The following is a 23,263-nucleotide window of genomic DNA, read 5'->3' as shown; positions in this document are numbered from 1 at the left end:
TGCCGTCACGCCGGGACCGGCGCGGTCCGACCAGCGTCGACGCACCCCGTTGCGGGCAGAGGATGCGCGGGTGTCTGCCAGGTGAACGCCGCCGGGAGGCTCGTCACAGCCTGTGCGGACATGCAGTCGGTCCGCCAGGGGGAGCGGCCCAGTCCCCGCTCGCCCATCTGCGTCGGTGGCGCTGAGTAGCGTCGGCCGCATGGGCGAGACACCGCACATCGACGGCGCGACCATCGACGACCTGCGCGCGCGGCTGCGCGCCACGCGCTGGCCGGACGCACCCGCCGGGGTCGGCTGGTCGCTCGGCGTGGACCTCGACGTCCTGCGCCCGCTCGTCGAGTACTGGGCCGACGGGTTCGACTTCGACGCGCACCGTGCCGAGCTCGCCGCGCTGCCCTCGCGCCGTGTCGACGTGGACGGCATCGGCATCCACGTCCTGCACGCCCGCGCGCCGCAGTCCGACGCCCTGCCGGTCCTGCTCGCGCACGGCTGGCCGGACTCCGGGTGGCGGTACCGCAAGGTGCTGCCGATGCTCGTCGCCGCCGGGTACGACGTCGTCGTGCCGGACATGCCCGGCTACGGATTCTCGGATGCGCCGCCCCAGGTGCTCGACGCCCGGCAGGTGGCCGGCATGTGGGCGACGCTGATGACGGACCTCGGGTACGAGCGGTTCGCGGTGTCCGGTGGCGACATCGGAACACACGTCGCCCGCTACCTGGCGCTCGACCACCCCGACCGGGTCGTCGCCGTGCACCGCATCGACGGCGGGCTCGCCTGGCCGGGGCTGGATGCGTCGACGTTGTCCGCCGCCGAGCGGGAGTTCGTCGCCGCGACCGATCGGTGGCGCACCGCCGAGGGCGCCTACGCGATGCTGCACCGGACGAAGCCGCAGACCGCGGCCGTCGGGCTGAACGACTCACCCGCGGGTCTCGCGGCCTGGATCGTCGAGAAGCTCCGGGCGTGGAGCGACTGTGACGGGGACCTGTGGTCGGTCTACACGCGCGATGAGGTCCTGGCGCTGCTCACCGAGTACTGGGCCACCGCCACGATCGGTTCGGCGATGCGGATGTACCACGCGAACGCGGCGATCCCGGCGGAGCAGCTGGAGCGACGGGTCGAGGTGCCGTCCGGGTTCTCGATCTTCCCCGGCGACATCGTGCGGGCGCCGCGGGAGTGGCTCGAGCGCACCACGAACCTCGTGTTCCACCACGAACTCGACCGCGGCGGGCACTTCGCGCCGTTCGAGCAGCCCGACCTGTTCGTCGACGAACTGCACGCGTTCCTGCAGGGCTTCCGCCGCTAGAGTGGTCGGGCCAGCCTCTGTAGCTCAATGGAAGAGCAGTTCCGTCCTAAGGAAACGGTTGGGGGTTCGAGTCCCTCCAGGGGCACCAGCAGGTCGAATGGGTTCGAGTCCCTGCAGTGCCGTCCAGGGGCACCAGCAGGTCGAAGGGTTCGAGTCCCTGCAGTGCCGTCCAGGGGCACCAGTACATCGAAGTGGTTCGGGTCCCTGCCGCGCGTTGGTGCCGCTCAGTGCCTCGGTGTCGCGAGGTTGACGGCGTTCACGAGGAACGAGGTCCGGGTCGCAATCGCGTACTTCACCGCAGCGCTCACCCCGGTCGGATCGATCGAGAACGCGTCGAGGTCGGACTCCGCGATCCCGGTGAGCGACGCGATGTTCGCGACCGTCAGCCCGGAGACCTGCGTGAGCCCCTCGAGGATGCCCCGGACACGGTCGTCGTCGGGCACGCTCGGAGCTGCGGCCAGCATCGCTGCGAGGACGGCGAGCCGCTGCGATTCGTCGGGAGTCAGCCCGGTCCCGAGGGCGGTCAGACCCTGGTGCTCGATCCCTGGGCCGTCCAGGCACGCGGAGAGCGTGGACTCCGAGATCCCGGTCATCTGGGCGATCGCGTCGAGCGCGACGGAACGGTGCTCGATCAGCGCGCGGAGTTCCGCCCGGACGTCGAGGGCCTCGGCAGTCATCTCGTTCCCTTCCTCGGTCGCAGGAGTCTCCGCACCGTGGTGCATCATCCAGCCGGCTCGGCCGGCGGGTCCTCAGGCATGGGGTGTTCCGCCTGCCAGAGCGCGTCGACCTGGCCGAACTCCCGCGGGTAGCACTGGGTGTCGAACACCTCGAGGCCCTCGGCCGGCGTCGAGTACAGGTACCAGGGGCCCGTGCCCACCGGTCGGCTCGTCCAGGACCCGTTCGCGAACCACGAGAGCGGGACGTCATCCATCGGGTGTCCCGCCTGCGTGAGACAAGCCTCGAGCCGGTTGAAGGCCGCGCGGTACTCGTCGAGGGTGATCAGGTCGTCCCGGAGCTCCGCTCGCTGCTGGGCAGAGGGTTCTGCGATCGGCGCAGACTCGGCCCACGAGGCCCAGACGGCGTAGCGGGCGGAGCCGCCGCCCGTCACGCTGATGGTCGCTGCCGAGTGTCCGGAACCGGTCGCGGGGGACAAGCTCCAATGCTCACCGGTCGTGCCGGGGGTGCAGCGGGTGGGCCCGTCGATGGTCGTCCCGTCGACGGCCACGGTGAAGGTCCCTGGGTCGAGGCACTTCCACGTGAGCGTCACACGGTCGGCGTCCGCGGGGCGGGCACCGAGCGAGAACGAGCCGTCGCCATGTGTGACCGCGAAGGCCGGAGTCCCGAGGATCGTGGCGTGGTTGGCATCCTCGACCATGTAGCGCGTCGAGGTCGCAAGGGCGCTCTCCAGTGGGGTGTCCAGGTCGTTCGACGGGAGGGCAGCCGCGGTGATCCCGCCCGTGACGGCCGATCCCGCCAGGAACGCCGCCGCGATCGTGAGGACCGTGCCCCGGGTCGGTCGTCGACGTCGACGGAGCGGCGCTCCGGTGGCGCTGGTCGCGTCGACCTCTGCGACGAGTGCGTCGCGCATCGCTGCGAGACGAGGGGAGATCTGGTCGTGGTTCACAGTGTGCCTCCGAGGGGTTCCGCTGTCGCCGAGTACTGCTTGTGGAGCCGCGCCTTCGCACGGTGGAGCCGGGACTTGACGGTGCCGGGCGGGACGCCGAGGACGGTCGCGGCCTCACGCTCGCTCAACCCCTCGAGCACGCAGAGGGACAGGACCCGCTGGTCCGCGATCGGAAGACCACGGAGCGCGGTCACCGCCTCTGCGTCGGTGAAGGAGTCCGCTGGGTCGGGTGCCGGATCGTCGACCGGGAACCTGCCGAGGAACGAACGGTGGCGCCGAGACGACCGCGTCAGGTTGTGCGCCGTGTTGGTCGCCGTGACGATGAGCCACGGCAGCATCGAGTCGTCGACGAAACGGACGCGGTCCCGCTTCCGCCAGGCTTCGAGGAACACCACGGCGACCACGTCGTCGGCGTCGTCCGGAGTCGGGACGAGCGCTCGGACGTGACGACGCAGTCGCGCCGCGTGCCGGTCGAAGAGGCGACCGACCGCACGGCCGTCCCCGGCGACGCCCAGGGCCCAGTCGGACCGGTCCCCCGTGATCTGGTTCATGCCCTGTATTGTCCGGTCGCCCAGGATCGGTTCCGGTTCTGTGCGGCAAGTTCTCCACAACCGTCGCCCCGGACGGTAGTGGAGCCTGCTGGCCCCGTACGATTGACCCCGTGTCCAAGGTCCTGAGCAGTCTCCCCGTCGGCGAACGAGTCGGCATCGCGTTCTCAGGGGGTCTCGACACCTCCTGCGCCGTTGCCTGGATGCGCGAGAAGGGAGCGATCCCCTGCACGTACACGGCCGACATCGGCCAGTACGACGAGCCGGACATCGACGCCGTCCCGAGCCGCGCCCACGAGTACGGCGCGGAGATCGCCCGTCTGGTCGACGCGAAGAGCGCCCTGGTCGAAGAAGGCCTGGTCGCCCTGCAGACCGGTGCGTTCCACATCCGCTCCGGCGGCAAGACGTACTTCAACACGACGCCGCTCGGCCGCGCGGTGACGGGCACGATGCTCGTCCGCGCGATGAAGGAAGACGGCGTCGACATCTGGGGCGACGGCTCCACCTACAAGGGCAACGACATCGAGCGGTTCTACCGCTACGGCCTGATGGCCAACCCGCGTCTGCGCGTCTACAAGCCGTGGCTCGACTCCGAGTTCGTCGAGGAGCTCGGCGGCCGCAAGGAGATGAGCGAGTGGCTCGTCGCCCGCGGGTTCCCGTACCGCGACTCCACTGAGAAGGCGTACTCGACCGACGCGAACATCTGGGGTGCGACGCACGAGGCGAAGAGCCTCGAAGAGCTGTCGAGCGGCCTGGACATCGTCGAGCCGATCATGGGCGTCGCCGCCTGGCGTGACGACGTGGAGGTCGCGACCGAGATCGTCAGCGTCCGGTTCGAGGCCGGCCGCCCTGTCGCGATCAACGGCGTCGAGTACACCGACGCGGTCGCCCTGGTCTACGAGGCGAACGCCATCGGTGGCCGCCACGGCCTGGGTGCGTCCGACCAGATCGAGAACCGCATCATCGAAGCGAAGAGCCGTGGCATCTACGAGGCTCCGGGCATGGCGCTGCTGCACATCGCCTACGAGCGCCTGCTCAACGCGATCCACAACGAGGACACGGTCGCCTCGTACCACAACGAGGGCCGCCGTCTCGGTCGCCTGATGTACGAGGGCCGCTGGCTCGACCCGCAGTCCCTCATGCTCCGCGAGTCGCTGCAGCGCTGGGTCGCCTCCGCCGTCACCGGCGAGGTCACGCTGCGCCTGCGGCGCGGCGACGACTACACGATCCTCGACACCACGGGCCCCGCGCTGTCGTACCACCCGGACAAGCTGTCGATGGAGCGCGTCGGCGACGCCGCCTTCGGCCCGGACGACCGCATCGGCCAGCTCACCATGCGCAACCTCGACATCGCGGACTCCCGTTCGCGGCTCGAGCAGTACGCCGCCGCCGGCCTCATCGGTGGCGCGACGGCCGAGCTCGTCGGCGAGCTCGAGGCGGGCGAGGCCGAGGAGATCCTCGGCGGCGCGATCGTCGCCTCCGACGCCGAGGACGCGATGGGTCGTCGCACCGACCTCGCTTCCGAGGGCGCGGCCTTCGACTCCGGCACCGACTGATCGAGCGGATCCGCGCCCTGGGCGCGACCCCCTGATGACGGGAGGCCCGGTGCCAGCTGGCACCGGGCCTCCCGTCCGCCGTCGACCGGTCGGCCGAGAAGCGCACTGCGTTCGACGCGACGCCTTCCAACACCTAGCGTGGAGGTACCGGGTCAGTCATCAGGGACTCGTCGTCACGATGCTCCTCACGATCTGTGAGGTCTGGCACAGCGGGTCGACCCGGACGGATCCGAGATGCGCATCATCTCGACGAAGGGCTGGTCGCCATGACCGCCACCATCCAGAACGCCTGGCACCGCCACGGCCTCCGCTCGCCCGAAGACCTCGCCGCCCTCGTCGCCGAACGCCTCGAAGGAACCGGCCACCAGCTCGTCAGCATCAGCGAAGCGCGCTACGAGCCCACCTACGCGGACTTCCTCGGCGAGCAGCTCTGACCCCCAGCGGGCTGCCGCTCGACCGTCGGTAGAGTCTGCGCATGCGCACAGCTCGAACCACGGCGGCGGCACTGGCGATCGTCGCGGCGGGACTGCTGACGCTCGTCGGTGTCCAGCCCGCGTCGGCCCACTCGGCCCTGACCAGCAGTACCCCGGCGGACGGGGCGGTCGTCACCGAACCGCTCGAGTCCGTCGACCTGACCTTCTCCGAGGCACCGCTCGCCGGCCTCGACGCCGGACTCCGGATCCAGGTGACGGACGCTTCCGGTGCCGACGTCGCCAGGGGTGACGTGACGGTCTCCGGAACGACCATGCGCCGCGCGGTCGACCTCGACCAGGGCCGCTACACGGTGCTCTGGCGGTACGTGTCGCCGGACGGCCACCCGATCGAGGGCACGCTCGCGTTCGAGTACCGGGCCGCAGCGCCCGTGTCGACCCCGAGCGCGAGCGTCACCCCGACCCCGACGGCGAGCACCGCTCCGACGTCGAGTGCCACCGCGACGGCCACCGGAGCCTCGGACGGTGCTCCGTCCTCGTCGCCGGGCATCGCGCCGGGCGTGTGGATCGGCCTCGGCGCCGGGGCCGTCCTGGTGGCCGGCGCGGTCGTCGTGCTGCTGCTGCGGCGCGGCCGCAGCGCGTAGCGCGCGCGGCGGCAGCGGCGCCAGCGCACTTCGTGAGCAGGAACGGTCGGGTCGCACGCACGCACCCGACCGTTCCTGCTCACGAAGCGCACACACGCAGCGAGCCCACGAAGCGCACGCGGCGCACGTCACGCGACCACGCGACGGACGGGAGGCCCGGTGCCGGACCGGCACCGGGCCTCCCGTCCGCACGTGGTGCGTGACGCCGGGGGCGACGCGCCTCACGCCACCGGGGCGGCCTCCAGCGCGGCGTCGGCGCGTGCCGCGCTGCCCTCGGCCAGGCCTCGGGCGATGCGGCCCCGCGTCGCCAGCCAGAGGACGACCGCGGCGACGAACACGATGCCCTCGGTGATGGTGAGTGCCCAGATGATCCCGGCGAGCCCGAACCACACGTTGCCGGCGATCACGATCGGGATGAACAGCACGCCCTGCGCCATCGACAGCACCATCGCGGGCATGACCATCCCGGTCGCCTGGAACAGCGAGGTGAGCAGCCCCGTGAACCCGTTGACGACGGCGGCGACGAGCTGTGCCGTCAGGATCGTCATGCCGATCGCGAGCACCGAGTGGTCACCGGAGAAGATCGTGAAGACCTGCTCGCGGAACACGAACACGGTCCCGGAGAAGACGAGCACGATGCCGCCGACGGTCAGGGCCGCAGCGCGCAGGCCGGAGCGGAGTCGATCGGCGTCACCCGCTCCGAACGCGTAGGCGAGCAGCGGCAGCACGCCGATGGTCACGCCCATCACCAGGAACTCCGGCACCTGGGCGATGCGGACCGCGACGCCCATCGCTGCCAGCGGGTCGTCACCGTAGGCGGCGGCGAGGTTGTTGAGGACGAGTGTGGTGACGATGAGGAACGCGGACTGCAGCAGTTCGCCGACGCCGATGCCGAACACGGGCTTCAGGATGTCCGCACGCAGCGTGAACCACTTCGGCGCGAAGCTGACGTTCTCGCTGTTCCGCTGCAGCCACGTCACCCAGTAGGCGATCGAGACCACGTTGGCCAGGCCCACCGCGAGTGCAGCGCCGCCGACACCCCAGTGCAGCCCCAGGATGAACAGGACGTCGAACACCAGGTTGCCGACCGTGGACAGGACCAGGCCGATCATCGCCTGCCTCGCGGCGCCCTCGGAGCGGACGATCTGCTCGAGCGCGAAGGACGCGGCGAGGACGGGGACGAACGCGAGCATCACGGTGACGTACTCGCTCGTGGCGGGTAGGGCTGCCGCGTCGGCACCGAGGACGGCGACGAGCGGGCGGAGCAGCAGGAGCCCGACGACGCCGAGCACGGCTCCGGTCACGACGGCTCCCCACAGGGCGAACGAGGCGACGTGCTTGATGTCCCGCGCCTTGTCGGGATCGTGTTCCGAGGCGCCGAGCAACCGGGACATCAACGCGCTGCCGCCGACGCCGAACACGCCGCCCACGGCCATCACGAGGCCGAGCAACGGCGTGCCGAAGGTGATCGCGGCGAGCAGGGACGTGTCGTGCTGGGCGCCGATGAAGCCCGCGTTGATGACGTTGTACAGGGCGCTGACGACCATCGCGGCGGCCATCGGCACGCACAGGTGCACCAGGGCTCGGGCGATCGGGGCAGCGGAGAGGTACCAGCGGTTCGTCGCCGCAGCGGTGGTGGTGGTGGAGGACATGACGGTTCCCTTCCGGGCATGGCGGTGGGCGCGCCGACGGACGCCGGCACGGCAGGAGGAGCGCGCGACCGAGGGGGTCGCGGGATCGCAGGGTCGCGGGTCGGGAAGGCGCGGGATCGCGGGGTCGCGAGGGCGCGCCAGCGGATCCGGCCGGGAGGCGCGTGGTGCGTGGAACGGGTCGGTGCGGTGGCGCGGGTGGTGCGCTGGTGCGGGTGGCGCCGGTGGCGCGGGTGGTGCGGTGGTGCGGCTAGCGGGTCGGCGGCGCGAGTTCCGCGGTCACCTTCTGCAGCAGTCGCCGCAGGGTGTCGCGTTCGTCCTCGTCGAGGGGTGCGAGCAGGGAGTCGTCGAGGGCGACCATCGCGTCGGTGAACCCGGCGATGAGGTCGATGCCCGCCTGGGTGGCGTGCACCGTCTTCGTCCGCCCGTTCGTGGCGTCCGGTCGTCGTTCGATCAGGCCACGCCGCTCGAGCCCCTGCAGGAGACTCGAGACGCTGGCCGCGCTGGTCCGGGTGGCCTCGGCGACGTCCCGCTGGATGGCGCCGGGGTGTTCCTGCAGGTACCCGAGCACGAAGGACTGCTCGTGGGTGAGGTCGCGCTCACGGACCCACTCCTCGGCGCCCTTGCGCTGTGCCCATCCGATCCACCGCATGAGCTGGAGCGGTGTCGTGAAGTCCGGTGCCTGCATGATCAGGACTCTAACTGTTAGCCATCGAACTGTCAACGAAGGCAGTCCAAGTCGTGACCCCACAACGGGGGTGTCGAGCCCTGCTCGCATCCTGGTACCTTCCACAGCAAGCGGCCTCACCAGCCGCCCTCAGCCCGTTCGACGGGCCCCACATCCCCTGGCTCACCACCGGGGTCGGATCAGCGGCGGAGACCCCGTCGGGGGAGGAGGCACCGTGCCACACCACGGACCACCCACCGCGATCCCGGCGCGACGGGTTCGTCGCGCCTGACCAGGACGGGCGCTGGCGGGTACCGGCGTCCGCCTCACCGGGTCCGCGACGCGTTCGGGTCGTCGCGGATCCCCGGGGCGGTGGTGATCGGGTCACCGCCGCCCCGGGACCTCCCGGTCGATCCGATCGACGTCTTCGGGAACCCGCCGGTCCACGGAGCCGGATCGGCGTGATACTGGGGTGGTGCGTGAACTCCAAGCCGCCATCGCAGCGGACCTCAACGTCCAGCCGACCATCGACCCGGAGCAGGAGGTCGCCCGTCGTGTCGGGTTCCTGCGCGACTACCTGCTGACGACCGGGGCGAAGGGGTACCTCCTCGCCATCAGCGGCGGGCAGGACTCCACCCTGGCCGGCCGCCTGACCCAGCTCGCGGTCGAGTCGCTCCGCGCCGAGGGGCACCCCGCCGAGTTCACGACCGTGCGCATGCCCTACCGCGTGCAGGCCGACGAGGACGACGCCCAGCTCGCCCTGCAGTTCATCGCGGCCGACCCAGGCGTCACCGTGAACATCGAGCACGGGGTCGACGGGGTCATGCAGGACACCGCGGCCTCGGGGGTCGAGCTGAGCGACTTCGTCAAGGGCAACGTCAAGGCGCGCATGCGCATGGTCGCCCAGTACGCGATCGCCGGGCAGCGCGGCCTGCTGGTGGTCGGCACGGACCACGCGGCCGAGGCCGTCACGGGCTTCTTCACCAAGTACGGCGACGGCGGCGTCGACCTCACCCCGCTCACCGGGCTGTCGAAGAGCCAGGGGCGGCAGCTGCTCGAGCACCTCGGCGCACCCGCCCGCCTGTACGAGAAGGCGCCCACCGCCGACCTGCTCGACGAGCTGCCCGGACAGACCGACGAGGCGAACCTCGGACTCACCTACGCCGAGATCGACGCGTACCTGCAGGGCCACGACGTGCCGGTCGAGGTCGCCGAGGCGATCGAGTCGCGCTACCGCGCGACGGAGCACAAGCGCCAGGTGCCGGCGACGCCCTTCGACGACTGGTGGCGTGCGGGCGCGTAGGCGCTGACGCAGCCCCGGCCGGGAGGCGCGGTGCAGGTGATCCTGCACCGCGCCTCCCGTCTGTTCTCCCCAACCCTCCCCAGCGCGGCCCCGCTGTCCGCGCGCGCTCCTAGGATGGGAGCCAACGGAACAACAGATGCGGAATCCAGGCTGGCGCCTGGTCCGGAGGGGGAGTCATGGAAGTCCTGTTCGCGCTCGGAGCCGTCCCGCTGATCATCGTGGGGATCATCGTCCTCGCCGTGATCGCGCTGATCTACGCCAAGGTCGTGTACCGCAACGCCGGTGCCGACGAAGCGCTCATCATCACCGGCAAGCGCTCCCGCAAGGTCAAGAACGCCGACGGCACCGAGACCGTCGAGTCCGGCATCAAGGTCGTGCTCGGCGCCGGCGTGCTCGTCCGCCCCTTCTTCGAGAAGGTCGCGAAGCTGTCGCTCAGCTCGCGTGCGATCGACATCAACGTCAACGCGCAGGACTCCCGCGGCGTCACCATCGACGTCGAGGCCGTGGCGCTCGTCAAGGTGGGCGAGGCCGACGCGTCCATCCGGGCGGCAGCGCAGCGGTTCCTCGGCCAGGAGAAGAAGATCGACGACTTCGCGCGCGAGGTCCTGTCCGGCTCGCTCCGTGCCTCGATCGGCGCGACCGACGTCTCGACGATCATCCGGAACCGCGACCAGCTCACCGTCGCGGTCCTCACCGTCGCGCAGGACGCCCTGCACAGCCAGGGGCTCGACGTCGACTCGTTCGAGATCAAGGGCATCTCGGACCGCAACGAGTACATCAGCGACCTCGGCCGTGCCGAGCGTGCACGCGTGCGACTCGAGGCCGAGAACGCCGAGGCCCAGGCCGACCGTGAAGCGCGAGAGGCCCGCGCGACCGCAGACCAGGCGATCGCCGAGGCCGAGAACACCCTGGCCATCCGCCGTGCCGCGCTGCAGCTCGACGCCGACCGTGCGTCCGCCGAAGCCGCTGCCGCCGGCCCGCTCGCCCAGGCGCGTGCGTCCCAGGGCGTCGTCGAGCAGGAGCAGATCACCGCGCAGAAGCGTGCCGAGCTGCGCCGTGCCGAGCTCGAGTCCGAGGTCTCTGCGGTCGCCGAGGCCCAGGCGCGCAAGACCCGCGTCGAGGCCGAAGCCGCTGCTGGGGCCCAGGTCGAGACCGCCCGCGCCCAGGCCGAGGCCCGCCGGATCTCCGCCGAGGCCGTCGCGGCCGAGGCGAAGGCCGAGGCGGACGCCCGCAAGCTCGCCGCCGACGCCTCGCGCGCCGAGGGTGAAGCCGCCGCCGACGCGATCCGTGCGAAGGGCCAGGCCGAGGCCGATGCGACCAAGGCGCAGGCCGACGCGCTCGCCCAGCACTCCGAGGCCGTCCTGCGGGTCAAGGCCATCGAGACACTGCCGAGCATCGCCCGCGAGCTCGCTGCTCCGATGAGCAACATCGACACGCTCACCGTGGTGTCCTCCGACGGCGCCGGTGCACTGTCGAAGAGCGTCGTCAGCCAGTTCAGCGAGGTCGATGCGCTGCTCGGTGCCACCGCCGGGTTCACCCTGAGCGACATCGTGAAGAGCACCACGACGGGTCAGGCCGCTGCCCGTGCCGTCGTGCGCGAGCAGTCGGTGCCGCAGGTCGAACCGGCCGAGTAACCGAGCGGGTGCCTGCAGCGGGCGCGACGGGGGATCAGCCCTCGTCGTGCCCGTTCTCGTTCTGCGGGTCGCGCTGCTGTGCGCCGGCGTCCTCACGTTCGTCGGCGAGCCGCTGCTGCCAGACGACACTGCGGGCCGCGCCCGAGAGCACGTCGTCGACGCTGCGACCGCTCTGGGCGGCGAGGGCACCGCTGAGTCCGGCGGTCAGGGTGCCGCCGGCCGCGGCGAGTCGCTCGACGACCTCCTCCTGCCGCGGGGTCAGGGGCTCGTCGACCAGTTCATCGATCGTGTCGCGGATGTTCTGCTCGCTCGCGTCCAGCGCCGCCTCGTCGCCGGACTGCAGGGCTGCTGCCTCTCCGACGACGACGAGACCGAGGCGCGCGGCGTCGTCTTCGGGACGCGGGGTGCGGTGCTCATCAGTCATGCGGTGGACCGTACGCTCCGGTGCGCTGCGCTCCCTGGACAGACGCGTCCCCCGCTCGGGCGGGCGCGCTGTCAGGTGGCCCAGCGGCGGAGCAGCCACTCGGCGGCGGCCACGCCCTCGCGCCGCTGGAAGTCGCGGATCGTGGGCATGTTCGGCGGTGCCGGGGGCAGGGCGTGCTCGAAGAACAGCCCGGCGAGCCCGGCCAGCACGGCGTCGATCGTGGTGGCGGGCACCCCGGCGAAGACCGGGTGCGTGGTGAGGTGGTGTTCGACGTCGGCGTCCTCGCCGCGGACGAGCGTGTCGAGCAGGTAGGTCAGCGGATCGAGCCAGTGCGCGCCCACGCTCGCCCAGGGCCAGTCGACCACCCAGACGAGCCCGGCGTCGTCGACGAGCAGGTTGTCCGCTCGGCAGTCGGCGTGCACGAGGTGTTCGCCGTCGACGAGTGCCGCTGCCCCGGATGCCGCGCGGGCGATGGCGGACCCGGCGTCGAGGACGTGCGGCGGGACGACCTCGGCGACACGGACGGCGTCCGCGTCGTCGGCCAGCATCCGGTCCCAGGCGCCGAACTCACCGCGCAGGTCCTCGGCGATGCGGGGGAGCGTCACCAGCCCACCGGTCGCGGGCGGCAGCGTGTGGAGCGCGTCGAGCACGGCCGTCGTGTCCGAGCCGTCGAGGTGCCCGCCCGGGTGCTGTCCCGCGACGTCGTCGAGCACGAGCGCGACCCAGTCGTCGCCGTCGACCGTGGCGTGGAGCGCGTCGAGCAGCCGTGGCGCCTGCACGGTGGTCGGCAGCTGGGCCATGACCTCGGCCTCGCGGCGGTGCAGCTCGAGGGCTGGTTCGTTGCGCGAGCGCGACACGGTCTTCACGAACGCCCGTCGTCCCGCCGCGGTCGTCACCCGGTCGGCGCTGCCGGGAGACCACCCGCTCGCCTGGGACTGGGCGGTCACGACCGGACCGCCCAACACCCCCTCCACCTGCTGCCGCAGCGTCATCGGTACATCGGTCCAGGTGGTTCGCCCCATGCGCCGACGTTACCTGAGAACCCGTACACGAACGTGCACGCTCGGCAACTTTGCGTTGGCAGCAAAGGTGCTTGCGGTGTAAAGTTGCAGAGCCTGCAAGGTTGACACCCGTTCGGGGTCCCGACCAGGCCGACGACCACCACGCCACATCCCCTGTGAGGAACTCCGCATGTCCACTGCCACCGCACCCGTCGAGGTGTCGCGCGGACGACAGGACTCCCCGGCGAGCACGCCGGGCAAGCCGATCATGTCGCACCGCCAGATCCTGCTCGTCATCTACGGCCTGATGGCGGGCATGTTCCTGTCGTCGCTCGACCAGACCATCGTCGGCACCGCGATCCGCACGATCGGTGACGACCTGCACGGCCTCGACCAGCAGGCCTGGGTCACGACGGCCTACCTGATCGCGTCGACCATCACCACGCCGATCTACGGCAAGCTCTCCGACGTCTTCGGACGTCGCCCGCTCTACATCTTCGGCATCGCGGTCTTCATCCTCGGGTCGCTGCTCTCGACCCTGTCGACGTCGATGACCATGCTCGCCGCCTTCCGCGCGTTCCAGGGCATCGGTGCCGGCGCGCTGATGTCGCTGCCGCTCGCGATCATGGGCGACATCCTCGCCCCGCGTGAGCGCGCGAAGTACCAGGGCTACTTCCTCGCGGTCTTCGGCATCTCGTCCGTGATCGGCCCGCTGATCGGCGGCCTGTTCGCCGGTGCGAGCTCGATCGTCGGCATCACCGGGTGGCGCTGGGTCTTCCTGATCAACGTGCCGATCGGCGTCGCCGCGCTCCTCATGGTGATCGCGTTCCTGCACCTGCCGAAGTTCGGCGAGGCCAAGGCCAAGCCGCGCATCGACTGGTGGGGTGCGACCTCGGTCATCGTCACGCTCGCGCCGCTGCTCCTCGTCGCGGAGCAGGGCCGCACGTGGGGCTGGGGTTCGGCCAGCGCGATCGCCTGCTACGTCATCGGTGCGCTCGGCCTCGTCGCCTTCCTGGTGATCGAGACCCGCATGCAGGACGACGCGATCATCCCGCTCAAGCTCTTCCGCTCGAGCACGTTCTCGATGGCGACCATCCTGGGCTTCCTGGTCGGCTTCGCGATGTTCGGCGCGATGCTCACCATCCCGCTGTACCTGCAGATCGTCACCGGCCTGACGCCGACCGAGTCCGGCTTCGCGACGCTGCCGATGATCGGTGGCCTGATGATCGCCTCGATCGCTTCGGGGCAGATCGTGGCCCGCACCGGCCGGTACCGGATCTTCCCGGTCATCGGCACGGCCCTGGTGTCGCTCGGCTACGTCGTCCTGACCTTCATGACGATCGACAAGCCGCTGTGGTTCCTGATGATCGGCATGTTCCTGATCGGTCTCGGGCTCGGCCAGCTCATGCAGAGCATCACCCTGGCCTCGCAGAACTCGGTGCAGCCGCGTGACATGGGTGTGGCGACCTCGTCCGCCACGTTCTTCCGCCAGATCGGTGGCACGCTCGGCACCGCCGTCCTGCTGTCCGTCCTGTTCTCGCTCATGCCGACGAACATCCTGCACGCCACGGCGGACGAGTCGAACCTCAAGCCCGCCCTCAGTGCGGCGCTCGACCCGGAGGTCGCCAGCGCCAAGGCGAACCAGGGCGTCATGGACCAGATCTGGGACCCGATCGTCACCCCCCTCCAGCAGCAGGTGCAGTCCGGACTCGACACCGCCACCGACCAGGTGACCCAGGCCACCGCCGGGGCTCCCGACGCCGTGCAGCAGCAGGCGCTCACCGCCGCCGCCGACAAGGCGCACGCCAGCGTGCAGGACGGCCGGCTCGTCGTCGACTGGTCCGACTCGGGGCAGCGCACCTACTGGGTGGACCAGCTCGCACCGGAACTGTCGAAGCAGATCGACAAGGGCGCGAACGACTCGAGCGACTCGAACGCCGAGACGAGCGACACGTCGTACCTCAACGGTGCGGACTCTGCCCTGACCCGGCCGTTCATGTCCGGGTTCAACGCCTCGGCCGTGACCGTCTACTGGGTCGGCTTCGCGGTGATCCTGCTCGCGTTCGTCCTGAGCTTCTTCTTCAAGGCGCCGCCGCTCCGCAAGAGCTCGGCCCTGCAGGAGCAGGCGGACGACGCCGGCACCGCCGACGACCTCGAGGCGCAGGCCGTGCGGGCCGCGGACACGATGGGCTCGCCCACCGCCCCGGTCACCGGTTCGATCCCCGTCCAGGGCGGTCGGTCGCAGGTCTGAGCCACGCCGGGCCTCCCCGTCACACGACGCGGAGGCCCAGCGTCGCACGGACCCGAGAGCAGGACGGAGCGCAGCACGTGCACCAGCCCACCACCACCGAGGACCTCGTCGCGAGCGACTTCGGCCTGCGGGAGCGCAAGAAGCAGCAGACCCGGTCCGCCATCCACCGGTCGGCACTCGCCCTGGTCACCGACCACGGGCTCGCCGGGGTGACCGTCGAGCAGATCTGCGCGGACGCCGGCGTCTCCCCGCGGACGTTCTTCAACTACTTCCCGTCGAAGGCCGAAGCAGCCCTCGGACTGCCGGCGACGACGGTCCCGGAAGTGGCGCGCGCAGCGTTCCTCGGTGCCACGGGGCCGCTCGTGTCGGACCTCTGCGACCTCGTCGCGCACACGGTCACCCTGCCGCAGGACCGCCGGCGCATGAAGGAGCTCGTCCGAGCCCGCCCCGAGATGGTCCCGGCGATGATGCAGTGGATGGCGCACGCGCGGCAGACCGTGCTGGCGGTCGCTGCCGAGCGCGTCGACGAGGACACCGCGCGGACCGCGACCACCCTCGTGATGGCCGGCGTGATCGAGTCCGCCCACCGATCGGCGGACGGCTCCCGCGACGAGCTCGCGGCACGACTGCGTGCGGTCGTCGCCGAGATGGGGCGGCTCGCCACCGCCTGACCAGCGTGACCATCGCGTCGCCCCCGGCGCGGGGCGACCACGGCCTGGAGGCGCGGTGCGGGTCGGACCCGCACCGCGCCTCCAGGCCGTTGGTGCGTCCAGACCGCCGTGCGGTCAGTCATCGGACGGTTGCGGGGCGGCTTTCGGCAAAATGGCATGTACGAGCCTCTTGACGCGCAAGACATCGGATGTTTTGATTGCACCGTTCGGTCGACGGAGACCGGACGGCAGGAGACACAGATGAGCCGCATCACCGGTCTGCACGTGCACGACATCCGGTTCCCGACCTCGCGGGAGCACGACGGGTCCGACGCCATGAACCCCGCACCCGACTACTCCGCCGCCTACGTCGAGATCAGCACCGACGCGCTCGACGGCCTGGTCGGCACCGGCTTCGTCTTCACCATCGGCCGCGGCAACGAGGTGCAGGAGTCGGCGATCGCAGCCCTCCGTGGGCACGTCGTCGGCGCCGATGTCGAGGCGGTCCTGGCCGACATGGGCGGTACCTGGCGCGCGATGGTGCACGACTCGCAGCTGCGGTGGCTCGGGCCGGAGAAGGGCGTCATGCACATGGCGATCGGCGCCGTCGTCAACGCCCTGTGGGACCTGCGTGCGAAGCGTGCGGGGCAGCCGCTGTGGGCACTGCTCGCCGACCTGCGCCCCGAGGAGCTCGTCGACCTGGTGGACTTCCGGTACCTGACCGACGCGATCACCCCGGCCGAGGCGCTCGAACTGTTCCGCGCCGCCGAACCGATGCGTGCCGAACGTCGAGCGCGCCTGGAGCGTGCGGGCTACCGCGCCTACACGACGACCCCGGGCTGGCTCGGCTACGACGACGAGAAGCTCGCGCGGCTGTGCCGGGAAGCCGTGGACGACGGGTTCACCCAGATCAAGCTCAAGGTCGGTGGCGACGTGGACGAGGACGTCCGACGGATGGGCATCGCCCGCGCCACCGTCGGCCCGGACATCCGGATCGCGATCGACGCGAACCAGCGCTGGGACGTCGACGAGGCCGTGGCGTGGATCGACCGGCTCCGCCCCTTCGACGTCGCGTGGGTCGAGGAGCCGACGAGCCCGGACGACATCCTCGCCCACGCCGAGATCGCCCGGCGCATCGCCCCGATCCCGGTCGCGACAGGGGAGCACATGGCGAACCGGGTGATCGCGAAGCAGCTGATCCAGGCCGGGTCGATGTCGGTGCTGCAGATCGACGCCACCCGGGTCGCCGGGGTGAACGAGAACCTGGCGATCCTGCTCCTCGCCGCCAAGCACGGGGTCCGCGTCTGCCCGCACGCCGGCGGCGTCGGCCTGTGCGAGGCGGTGCAGCACCTGTCGATGTTCGACGCGGTCGCCCTGACCGGTGACCTCGACACCCGGTGCATCGAGTTCGTCGACCACCTGCACGAGCACTTCGTGACCCCGGTCGACGTCCACGACGGCCGCTACTGGCCGCCGACTGCACCCGGGGCCGGCACCGAGATGCTCGCCGACACCCTGACCACCCACGCGTTCCCGGACGGCCCGGTCTGGGCCGAGTCCGATCCCGATCGGGTCCCGGACGCCGTCCGGGTCGCCTGACTCTCCCCCCCCCGCACACCCCATCACCACGACGAAGTGGAGACACCGATGCAACGACGACGCACCGCCGGGCTGGCGGCAGCAGCAGCTGCCGTGCTCGTGCTCACCGGCTGTTCTGCTGGCAGCAGCGCCAGCGACGGCCAGTCCGAGGACTCCCTCACCTGGGCCATGTGGATCGCCGGGAAGGAGGACAAGGCCGCGTGGCAGAAGGTCGCGGACACGGTCAAGACCGACGACGACGTGGACGTCTCGATCCAGGGCTCACCCTTCAACGACTACTGGACCAAGCTCCGCACGCAGCTGTCCACCGGAACAGCACCCTGCATCGTGAGCATCCAGTCGCTCCGCGCTGCGAACTACACGGACGTGCTCGTCCCGATCGACGACATGGCGAAGAAGGCCGACCTCGACCTGAGCGAGTACGACCAGACCGGCCTCGACGGCATGAAGGTCGACGGCAAGCTCTACGGACTGCCGTACGACACCGGCCCCATGGTCATGTTCTACAACAAGGACATCTTCGAGAAGGCGGGCGTCGACGAGCCGAAGCCGGGCTGGACGGTCGACGGGTTCGAGGACGCCGCGAAGCAGCTCAAGGCCGCGGGCACACCGATCTGGGGCACGAGCGTCGAGGACATCCCCCTCGAGTCGATGATCCTCGGCTACAACGGTGGTCGGGTCATCGAGGACGACGGCACGCTCGACGCTTCGAACGCGGAGTTCGCCGAAGGGCTCGACTGGATCGGCGGCCTGGTGCAGGACGGCTACGCCACACAGGCGAGCACCGACGGCTCCACCGACGACAACGCGTTCGTGTCCGGTGACGTCGCGATGTACAGCGACGGCCCCTGGTCGATCATCAGCCAGAAGGCCAAGGTCAAGTTCGACCTGGGCATCACGACCATCCCCTCGGGCACGGACGGACCCAGCTCCTTCGCCGCGGGGTCGGGTTTCGGCATCTCGAAGCAGTGCAAGTACCCCGAGCAGGCGTTCAAGGCCATCACCACCATGACGAACGAAGCCACGCTCACCTCGCTCGCCGAGCAGGGGCGCGCCTTCCCGGCACGCACCGCGGCGCAGCAGGCCTGGTACGACAACGCCGGCATCGACGGGGTCGAGGACGCCCTGAAGACCGGACTCGAGAACGCCACCCCGTTGCCCGGCAACAAGCAGAGCGACCAGCTCAACCAGCTCTTCGCGCAGTACGCCCTGCAGGCGGTGAACGGACAGACCTCCGGCAAGGAGACGATGTCGTCCATCGCGAGCCAGCTCGGATCGCAGTGACGGGCGTCACCCCCTGACGGACGGGCGCGGCCCGCTTCGAGCGACGCGAAGCGTTGCGCGGGCCGCGCCGACGGAGCCTGCGGAGTCGGAGGTCGACCCCGCCCCGCGCCTCCCGGTCCGTCCCATCCCCTGACCAGGACCGCGAACGACGAGGAGGTCGTCGCATGACCACCATCCAGGACCCACCCGCCGAGGCGGCGCTGCCCGCCCCCGCGGTCGCGGTCGCGACCGGCGCGGCCCAGCGCCGGAAGGACAGCGGCCCCGACGCCGAGCTCGGACGCCGCTCCTGGTGGGGCGCCGCCTTCGCCGCTCCGCACTCGATCGGCCTCGTCGTGTTCACGGCGTTCCCGATCCTCGCGTCGCTCGTCGTGAGCTTCATGAACTGGCCGATGCTCGGCGAACGCTCGTGGGCCGGCCTGTCGAACTACGCGCAGCTGTTCTCCGACCCGATCTTCCGCACCGTGACGCTGAACACCGTGCTGTTCGTCGTGCTCTACGTGCCGCTCAACCTGGTCGTGTCCCTCGGGCTCGCGGCCTGGCTCACGCCGAAGATCCGCCATCGGCACGTCTTCCGCGTGCTGTTCTTCATCCCGACCATCACGCCGATCGTCGCGAACGTCGTCGTCTGGCGGATGCTGTACCAGCCGGGCGGTGCCATCGACGCGACGCTGCAGTCGACCGTCGGCGTGAACGCCCCGAACTTCCTGGCCGACGACAACTGGGCCATGCTCGCCGTCGTCGCGATGAGCGTCTGGCAGGGGTTCGGCTACAACATGCTGATCTTCTCGGCGGCGCTCGACTCGGTGCCGGAGAACCAGATCGAGGCTGCGCAGCTCGACGGGGCGAACGCCTGGCAGATGTTCTGGCGGATCAAGTTCCCGCTCATCTCGCCGTCGATCTTCTTCGCGACGATGATGACCCTGATCACCTCGTTCCAGGTGTTCGTGCAGCCGTTCGTCCTGACGAAGGGCGGCCCCGGCACCGCCACCGAGACCCTGGTGCAGTACATCTACAACACGGGGTTCCAGACCCAGCAGCTCGGACTCGCATCGGCCGGGGCGTGGGTGCTGTTCGTCATCATCCTCGGCATCACGGCCATCCAGTTCCTCGGACAGAAGCGGTGGGTGCACTATGAGTGAGCTGACCTCGTCCAACCGGACGATCAACCCGCGGGCGCTGCCCCGCACGCACCGGCAGACCGGCCGGGTGCGCCACGCGGTGGGCTACGCGCTGCTCTGCCTGGTGGCCCTGCTGTTCGTCTCGCCGCTCATCTACATGGTGGCGACGAGCCTGAAGCCGTCGGCCGACGTGTTCACGACCCCGCCGACGCTCTGGGGCTCGTCCATCGAGTGGGGCAACTACGCACAGGCGTTCACGTACCTGCCGTTCGCCCGGTTCATCCTGAACGGCGTCTTCGTCGCCGCGGCCGGCACGGCGATCAACGTCGCCGTCGCGGTGCTGTCCGGCTACGCGTTCTCGCGACTGCGGTGGCGCGGCCGGAACACGGTGTTCGTCCTGTTCCTGGCGACGCTGATGATCCCGCAGGACGTCCTCGTCATCCCGATGTACGTGATGATGCAGGGCTTCGGGTGGGTCGACACGTTCCAGGCGCTCATCATCCCGTGGGCGTTCACGGCACTCGGCGCGTTCCTGGTGCGGCAGTTCTTCCTCACCGTGCCGCAGGAGCTCGACGACGCCGCCCGGGTGGACGGTGCCGGAGCGATCCGGACGTTCTTCTCGGTGATGCTCCCGCTGGCCCGACCGACGATGGCGGTCCTCGCCGTCTTCTCGTTCATCGCGTACTGGAACTCGTTCCTCTGGCCGCTCGTCATCGTCAACGACGTCGAGGCCCGTGGCACCATCCCGCTCGGCCTGCAGCAGTTCTTCGGGCAGCAGGGCTCCGAGTGGAACCTCGTGATGGCGGCGTCGGTGATCTCGATGCTGCCCACGGTGGTCCTGCTGATCCTGCTCCAGAAGCACCTCGTCAAGGGGATCGTCACCAGCGGTCTCGGCGGCCGGTGACACCGCCGACCGTCCCCCTCTCGTCCTCCACTGAAAGGAACACTGGCCTCATGACCATCACCGCACCTGCCGAGCCGCAGACCGCGACCGACTCCGCGGGGTTCCCCGCGTGGTTCTCCCACGACCGGTTCGGCATGTTCATCCACTGGGGGCTGTACGCCCTGCCGGCACGGCACGAGTGGGTCAAGAACCGCGAACGGATCACCGACGAGGACTACCAGAAGTACTTCGACCACTTCGACCCGGACCTGTTCGACGCCGCGGACTGGGCACGTCGGGCACGGCAGGCGGGGATGAAGTACGTCGTCCTCACCACCAAACACCACGAGGGCTTCTGCCTGTGGGACACCGCCCTGACCGACTACAAGTCCACGAACACCCCCTTCGGCCGGGACATCGTGCGGGAGTTCGTCGACGCCGTCCGTGCCGAGGGGCTGCGGGTCGGTTTCTACCACTCGCTCATCGACTGGCACCACCCGGACTTCACCGTCGACGGGGTCCACCCTCGGCGGGACGACGGGGAGCAGACGATCGCCGCGCTGAACGAGGGGCGCGACATGACCCGGTACCGGGAGTACCTGCACCGGCAGATCGAGGAACTCCTGACGGACTACGGGCAGATCGACTACCTGTTCTACGACTTCTCGTACCGGGACAACGACCACGAGGACATCTGGGGCGGCAAGGGCCGGGACGAGTGGGGCTCCGAGGAGCTCATGGCGCTGACGAAGCGCCTGCAGCCCGGCATCATCGTGAACGACCGGCTCGACATCCCCGGCGACCTGGTCACCCCCGAGCAGTACCAGCCCGACAAGCCGATGGAGGTCGACGGCGTCCCGGTGCCGTGGGAGGCCTGCCAGACGCTCAACGGCTCGTGGGGCTACGACCGCGACAACACGAACCTGAAGCCGGTCGACCTGCTCGTCCGCATGCTCGTCGACGGCGTCTCGAACAACGGGAACATGCTGCTCAACATCGGCCCGACCGGTCGCGGTGAGTTCGACGGGGTCTCGCGGCAGACACTCGACGGCATCGGGACGTGGATGCACCAGCACGCCCGCTCGGTGTACGGGGCGGGGCCGTCGCGGTTCGTCGCCCCGCGGAACACCGTCTACACGCAGAACGGCAACCGCCTGTACCTGCACCTGTTCGCGTGGCCGTTCGAGCACGTGCACCTGCCCGACCTCGCCGGCCGGGTGGCGTACGCGCAGCTGCTCAACGACGCATCGGAGATCCACTTCCGCGAGATCCCACCGGGCACCCGGGCGCAGAACACCGGGCTCGGCGGCCAGCCCGCCGGCACGCTCACCCTGACGCTGCCGATCGTGCGGCCCGACGTCGCCGTGCCCGTCGTCGAGCTGTTCCTGCGCGACTGATGCAGCGGATCCTCTCGCGCACCCGGCTGCGGCCCGGACGGGAGTTCGACTACGAGCAGGCGCACGCGGCGATCCCGCCCGCACTGGCCGACCGGCTGCGGTCCGCCGGGGTGTCGAACTGGAGCATCTGGCGCGACGGGCAGGACCTCGTGCACCTGATCGAGGTCGAGGACCACCGTGCGATGCGCCGCGCGCTGGCGGACGACCCGGTGAACGCGGCCTGGCAGGCGGTCATCAACCCCCTGCTCGAGGCGGACGACGACTACTCGGGCGACGACGACGGGATCCCGCTCGTCTGGACCCTGGAAGGACAGGCATGACGCAACCCGCCCAGCAGCTCGACCGTGGACCGTTCTGGCTGGGCGGCGCCGGGATCGGCAACCTGCTCCGGCCGGTGTCCGACGACGACGCCCGGGCCACGGTGGACGCCGCGTGGCACGCCGGTGTGCGCGGTTTCGACACCGCCCCGCACTACGGCCTGGGGCTGTCCGAGCGGCGGCTCGGGGCGGCGCTCGCCGGACGGCCCCGGCAGGAGTTCCTCGTGTCGACGAAGGTCGGGCGGGTGCTCGTGCCCGGGCGCGGTGACGGCGACGACCTGGCCTCCGGCGGCTTCGCGGTGCCGGACGACACGGTGCGGCAGTGGGACCCGTCACCGTCGGGCGTGCGGCGGTCGCTCGACGAGTCGCTCGGCCGCCTCGGGCTCGACCACGTCGACGTCGCCTACCTGCACGACCCGGACGTCTACTCGCTCACCGACGGCCTGACCCAGGCGCTCCCGACGCTCGCCGAGCTGCGCGACGAGGGCGTGGTGCAGGCGGTCGGGGTCGGGTCGAACTCGGTCGAGGCGCTGTCGGCGGCCGTCGACACCGGGCTCTGCGACGTCGTCATGCTCGCCGGTCGGTTCACCCTGCTCGAGCAACCGGCGGCGGCGCTCGTCGACCGGTGTGCGTCGCTGGGCGTCGCGGTCGTCGCAGTCGGGGTCTACAACTCGGGGCTGCTCGGGCAGGAGCGCCCTTCGGCGGGTGCGACCTACGACTACGCCGAGGCCCCGTTGGCACTCATCGACCGTGCGAACGCCATCGCCGACGTGTGTGAACGCCACGGGGTCACCCTGCCCGAGGCTGCGCTGGCGTTCCCGCGCCGGGCCCCGGCGGTCGCGGCGATCGCGCTCGGCGCGCAGTCCGCCGACCAGGTCCGCTCGAACGTCGCACGGGCCGCCGCCGACGTGCCGGAGGCGCTGTGGGACGACCTGCGCGCGGCGGGCCTGCTCGCGATGTGACGCCGCGCACAACGAAGG

Annotated in this window: 22 protein-coding genes and 1 tRNA gene; 16 read left to right on the top strand and 7 right to left on the bottom strand. The window is 70.6% G+C overall.

The genetic code is table 11. The features are described 5' to 3' along the window. Positions 1-199: 199 nt before the first annotated feature. Positions 200-1,303, top strand: a complete 1,104-nt coding sequence (locus DEJ19_RS15945; protein WP_111233862.1) for an epoxide hydrolase family protein — start codon at positions 200-202, stop codon at positions 1,301-1,303. A 13-nt stretch (positions 1,304-1,316) separates the two neighbouring features. After that, a tRNA-Arg gene (locus DEJ19_RS15940) sits at positions 1,317-1,391 on the top strand. Positions 1,392-1,527: 136 nt separating this feature from the next. On the opposite strand, the gene DEJ19_RS15935 is transcribed toward DEJ19_RS15940, so the two are convergent. The 3 genes from DEJ19_RS15935 to DEJ19_RS15925 are packed head-to-tail and all read right to left on the bottom strand — an operon-like array spanning position 1,528 to position 3,478. Next, positions 1,528-1,980, bottom strand: a complete 453-nt coding sequence (locus tag DEJ19_RS15935) for an HTH domain-containing protein (RefSeq protein WP_146250702.1) — start codon at positions 1,978-1,980, stop codon at positions 1,528-1,530. A 44-nt stretch (positions 1,981-2,024) separates the two neighbouring features. Beyond that, the gene (locus DEJ19_RS15930) at positions 2,025-2,927 is read right to left on the bottom strand and encodes a hypothetical protein (RefSeq protein ID WP_111233864.1); all 903 of its coding nucleotides are present in this window, start codon (positions 2,925-2,927) and stop codon (positions 2,025-2,027) included. Next, entirely contained in the window at positions 2,924-3,478 is a 555-nt protein-coding gene (locus DEJ19_RS15925; protein WP_111233865.1) for an RNA polymerase sigma factor, read from the bottom strand. The genes DEJ19_RS15930 and DEJ19_RS15925 overlap by 4 nt, the downstream gene beginning before the upstream one ends. Positions 3,479-3,588: 110 nt before the next feature. On the opposite strand from DEJ19_RS15925, the gene argG reads away from it, so the two are divergent. From argG to DEJ19_RS15910, 3 genes are all read left to right on the top strand, one after another. Then, the gene (gene argG, locus DEJ19_RS15920) at positions 3,589-5,031 is read left to right on the top strand and encodes an argininosuccinate synthase (RefSeq protein WP_042540079.1); all 1,443 of its coding nucleotides are present in this window, start codon (positions 3,589-3,591) and stop codon (positions 5,029-5,031) included. A 266-nt stretch (positions 5,032-5,297) separates the two neighbouring features. Further along, positions 5,298-5,465, top strand: coding sequence for a hypothetical protein (locus tag DEJ19_RS15915; RefSeq protein ID WP_181441591.1), 168 nt, complete (start codon positions 5,298-5,300; stop codon positions 5,463-5,465). 41 nt (positions 5,466-5,506) lie between these two features. Then, on the top strand, positions 5,507-6,106 hold the full coding sequence (locus DEJ19_RS15910) for a copper resistance CopC family protein (protein WP_111095310.1): 600 nt from the start codon (positions 5,507-5,509) through the stop codon (positions 6,104-6,106). A gap of 221 nt (positions 6,107-6,327) precedes the next feature. Here DEJ19_RS15910 and DEJ19_RS15905 read toward each other — a convergent pair whose 3' ends face one another. Both DEJ19_RS15905 and DEJ19_RS15900 read right to left on the bottom strand, forming a co-directional pair. Next, positions 6,328-7,758, bottom strand: a complete 1,431-nt coding sequence (locus tag DEJ19_RS15905) for an MATE family efflux transporter (protein ID WP_111233866.1) — start codon at positions 7,756-7,758, stop codon at positions 6,328-6,330. Positions 7,759-8,005: 247 nt separating this feature from the next. Then, positions 8,006-8,443 (bottom strand): MarR family winged helix-turn-helix transcriptional regulator, encoded by a 438-nt coding sequence (locus tag DEJ19_RS15900; RefSeq protein ID WP_111024304.1) that lies wholly within the window; start codon positions 8,441-8,443, stop codon positions 8,006-8,008. A gap of 454 nt (positions 8,444-8,897) precedes the next feature. Between DEJ19_RS15900 and nadE the strand changes: the two genes are divergently transcribed. Together nadE and DEJ19_RS15890 are read left to right on the top strand one after the other, a co-directional pair. Then, positions 8,898-9,725: an NAD(+) synthase gene (gene nadE / locus DEJ19_RS15895; RefSeq protein WP_110863289.1), complete on the top strand. Its 828-nt coding sequence runs from the start codon at positions 8,898-8,900 to the stop codon at positions 9,723-9,725. Between the two features lie 176 nt (positions 9,726-9,901). Beyond that, the gene (locus tag DEJ19_RS15890; RefSeq protein ID WP_111030687.1) at positions 9,902-11,359 is read left to right on the top strand and encodes an SPFH domain-containing protein; all 1,458 of its coding nucleotides are present in this window, start codon (positions 9,902-9,904) and stop codon (positions 11,357-11,359) included. Positions 11,360-11,393: 34 nt separating this feature from the next. On the opposite strand, the gene DEJ19_RS15885 is transcribed toward DEJ19_RS15890, so the two are convergent. Next, on the bottom strand, positions 11,394-11,783 hold the full coding sequence (locus DEJ19_RS15885; protein ID WP_111233867.1) for a hypothetical protein: 390 nt from the start codon (positions 11,781-11,783) through the stop codon (positions 11,394-11,396). A gap of 71 nt (positions 11,784-11,854) precedes the next feature. Beyond that, positions 11,855-12,805 (bottom strand): phosphotransferase family protein, encoded by a 951-nt coding sequence (locus DEJ19_RS15880; RefSeq protein WP_111233868.1) that lies wholly within the window; start codon positions 12,803-12,805, stop codon positions 11,855-11,857. A gap of 169 nt (positions 12,806-12,974) precedes the next feature. Here DEJ19_RS15880 and DEJ19_RS15875 point away from each other — a divergent pair, with 169 nt between their 5' ends. The 9 genes from DEJ19_RS15875 to DEJ19_RS15835 all read left to right on the top strand — a co-directional run bounded on the left by DEJ19_RS15875 (position 12,975) and on the right by DEJ19_RS15835 (position 23,245). Continuing rightward, entirely contained in the window at positions 12,975-15,035 is a 2,061-nt protein-coding gene (locus DEJ19_RS15875) for an MDR family MFS transporter (RefSeq protein WP_111233869.1), read from the top strand. 77 nt (positions 15,036-15,112) lie between these two features. Next, complete coding sequence (locus DEJ19_RS15870) at positions 15,113-15,706, top strand: TetR/AcrR family transcriptional regulator (protein WP_111233870.1); 594 nt, start codon at positions 15,113-15,115, stop codon at positions 15,704-15,706. Positions 15,707-15,946: 240 nt separating this feature from the next. Continuing rightward, positions 15,947-17,284: an enolase C-terminal domain-like protein gene (locus DEJ19_RS15865; RefSeq protein ID WP_111233871.1), complete on the top strand. Its 1,338-nt coding sequence runs from the start codon at positions 15,947-15,949 to the stop codon at positions 17,282-17,284. 48 nt (positions 17,285-17,332) lie between these two features. Next, entirely contained in the window at positions 17,333-18,568 is a 1,236-nt protein-coding gene (locus tag DEJ19_RS15860) for an ABC transporter substrate-binding protein (protein ID WP_258377452.1), read from the top strand. Between the two features lie 164 nt (positions 18,569-18,732). Next, a complete protein-coding gene (locus DEJ19_RS15855; RefSeq protein WP_111233873.1) occupies positions 18,733-19,707 on the top strand; it encodes a carbohydrate ABC transporter permease in 975 nt (324 codons plus the stop codon). Beyond that, a complete protein-coding gene (locus DEJ19_RS15850; RefSeq protein WP_111233874.1) occupies positions 19,700-20,590 on the top strand; it encodes a carbohydrate ABC transporter permease in 891 nt (296 codons plus the stop codon). Before DEJ19_RS15855 ends, DEJ19_RS15850 begins: the two co-directional genes overlap by 8 nt. Positions 20,591-20,640: 50 nt before the next feature. Beyond that, a complete protein-coding gene (locus tag DEJ19_RS15845) occupies positions 20,641-21,966 on the top strand; it encodes an alpha-L-fucosidase (protein WP_111233875.1) in 1,326 nt (441 codons plus the stop codon). After that, positions 21,966-22,286 carry an L-rhamnose mutarotase gene (locus tag DEJ19_RS15840; RefSeq protein WP_111233876.1) on the top strand — a complete coding sequence of 107 codons (321 nt, stop codon included), beginning with the start codon at positions 21,966-21,968 and terminating at the stop codon, positions 22,284-22,286. The genes DEJ19_RS15845 and DEJ19_RS15840 overlap by 1 nt, the downstream gene beginning before the upstream one ends. Further along, entirely contained in the window at positions 22,283-23,245 is a 963-nt protein-coding gene (locus tag DEJ19_RS15835; RefSeq protein WP_111233877.1) for an aldo/keto reductase, read from the top strand. Before DEJ19_RS15840 ends, DEJ19_RS15835 begins: the two co-directional genes overlap by 4 nt. Positions 23,246-23,263 lie beyond the last annotated feature (18 nt).

This window comes from Curtobacterium sp. MCSS17_016 (genome assembly GCF_003234255.2).
In the GTDB taxonomy this organism is placed as follows: Bacteria; Actinomycetota; Actinomycetes; order Actinomycetales; family Microbacteriaceae; genus Curtobacterium; species Curtobacterium flaccumfaciens.
Note: the sequence above shows the minus strand (reverse complement) of the source record. Positions and strands in the feature narration are given on the sequence as shown.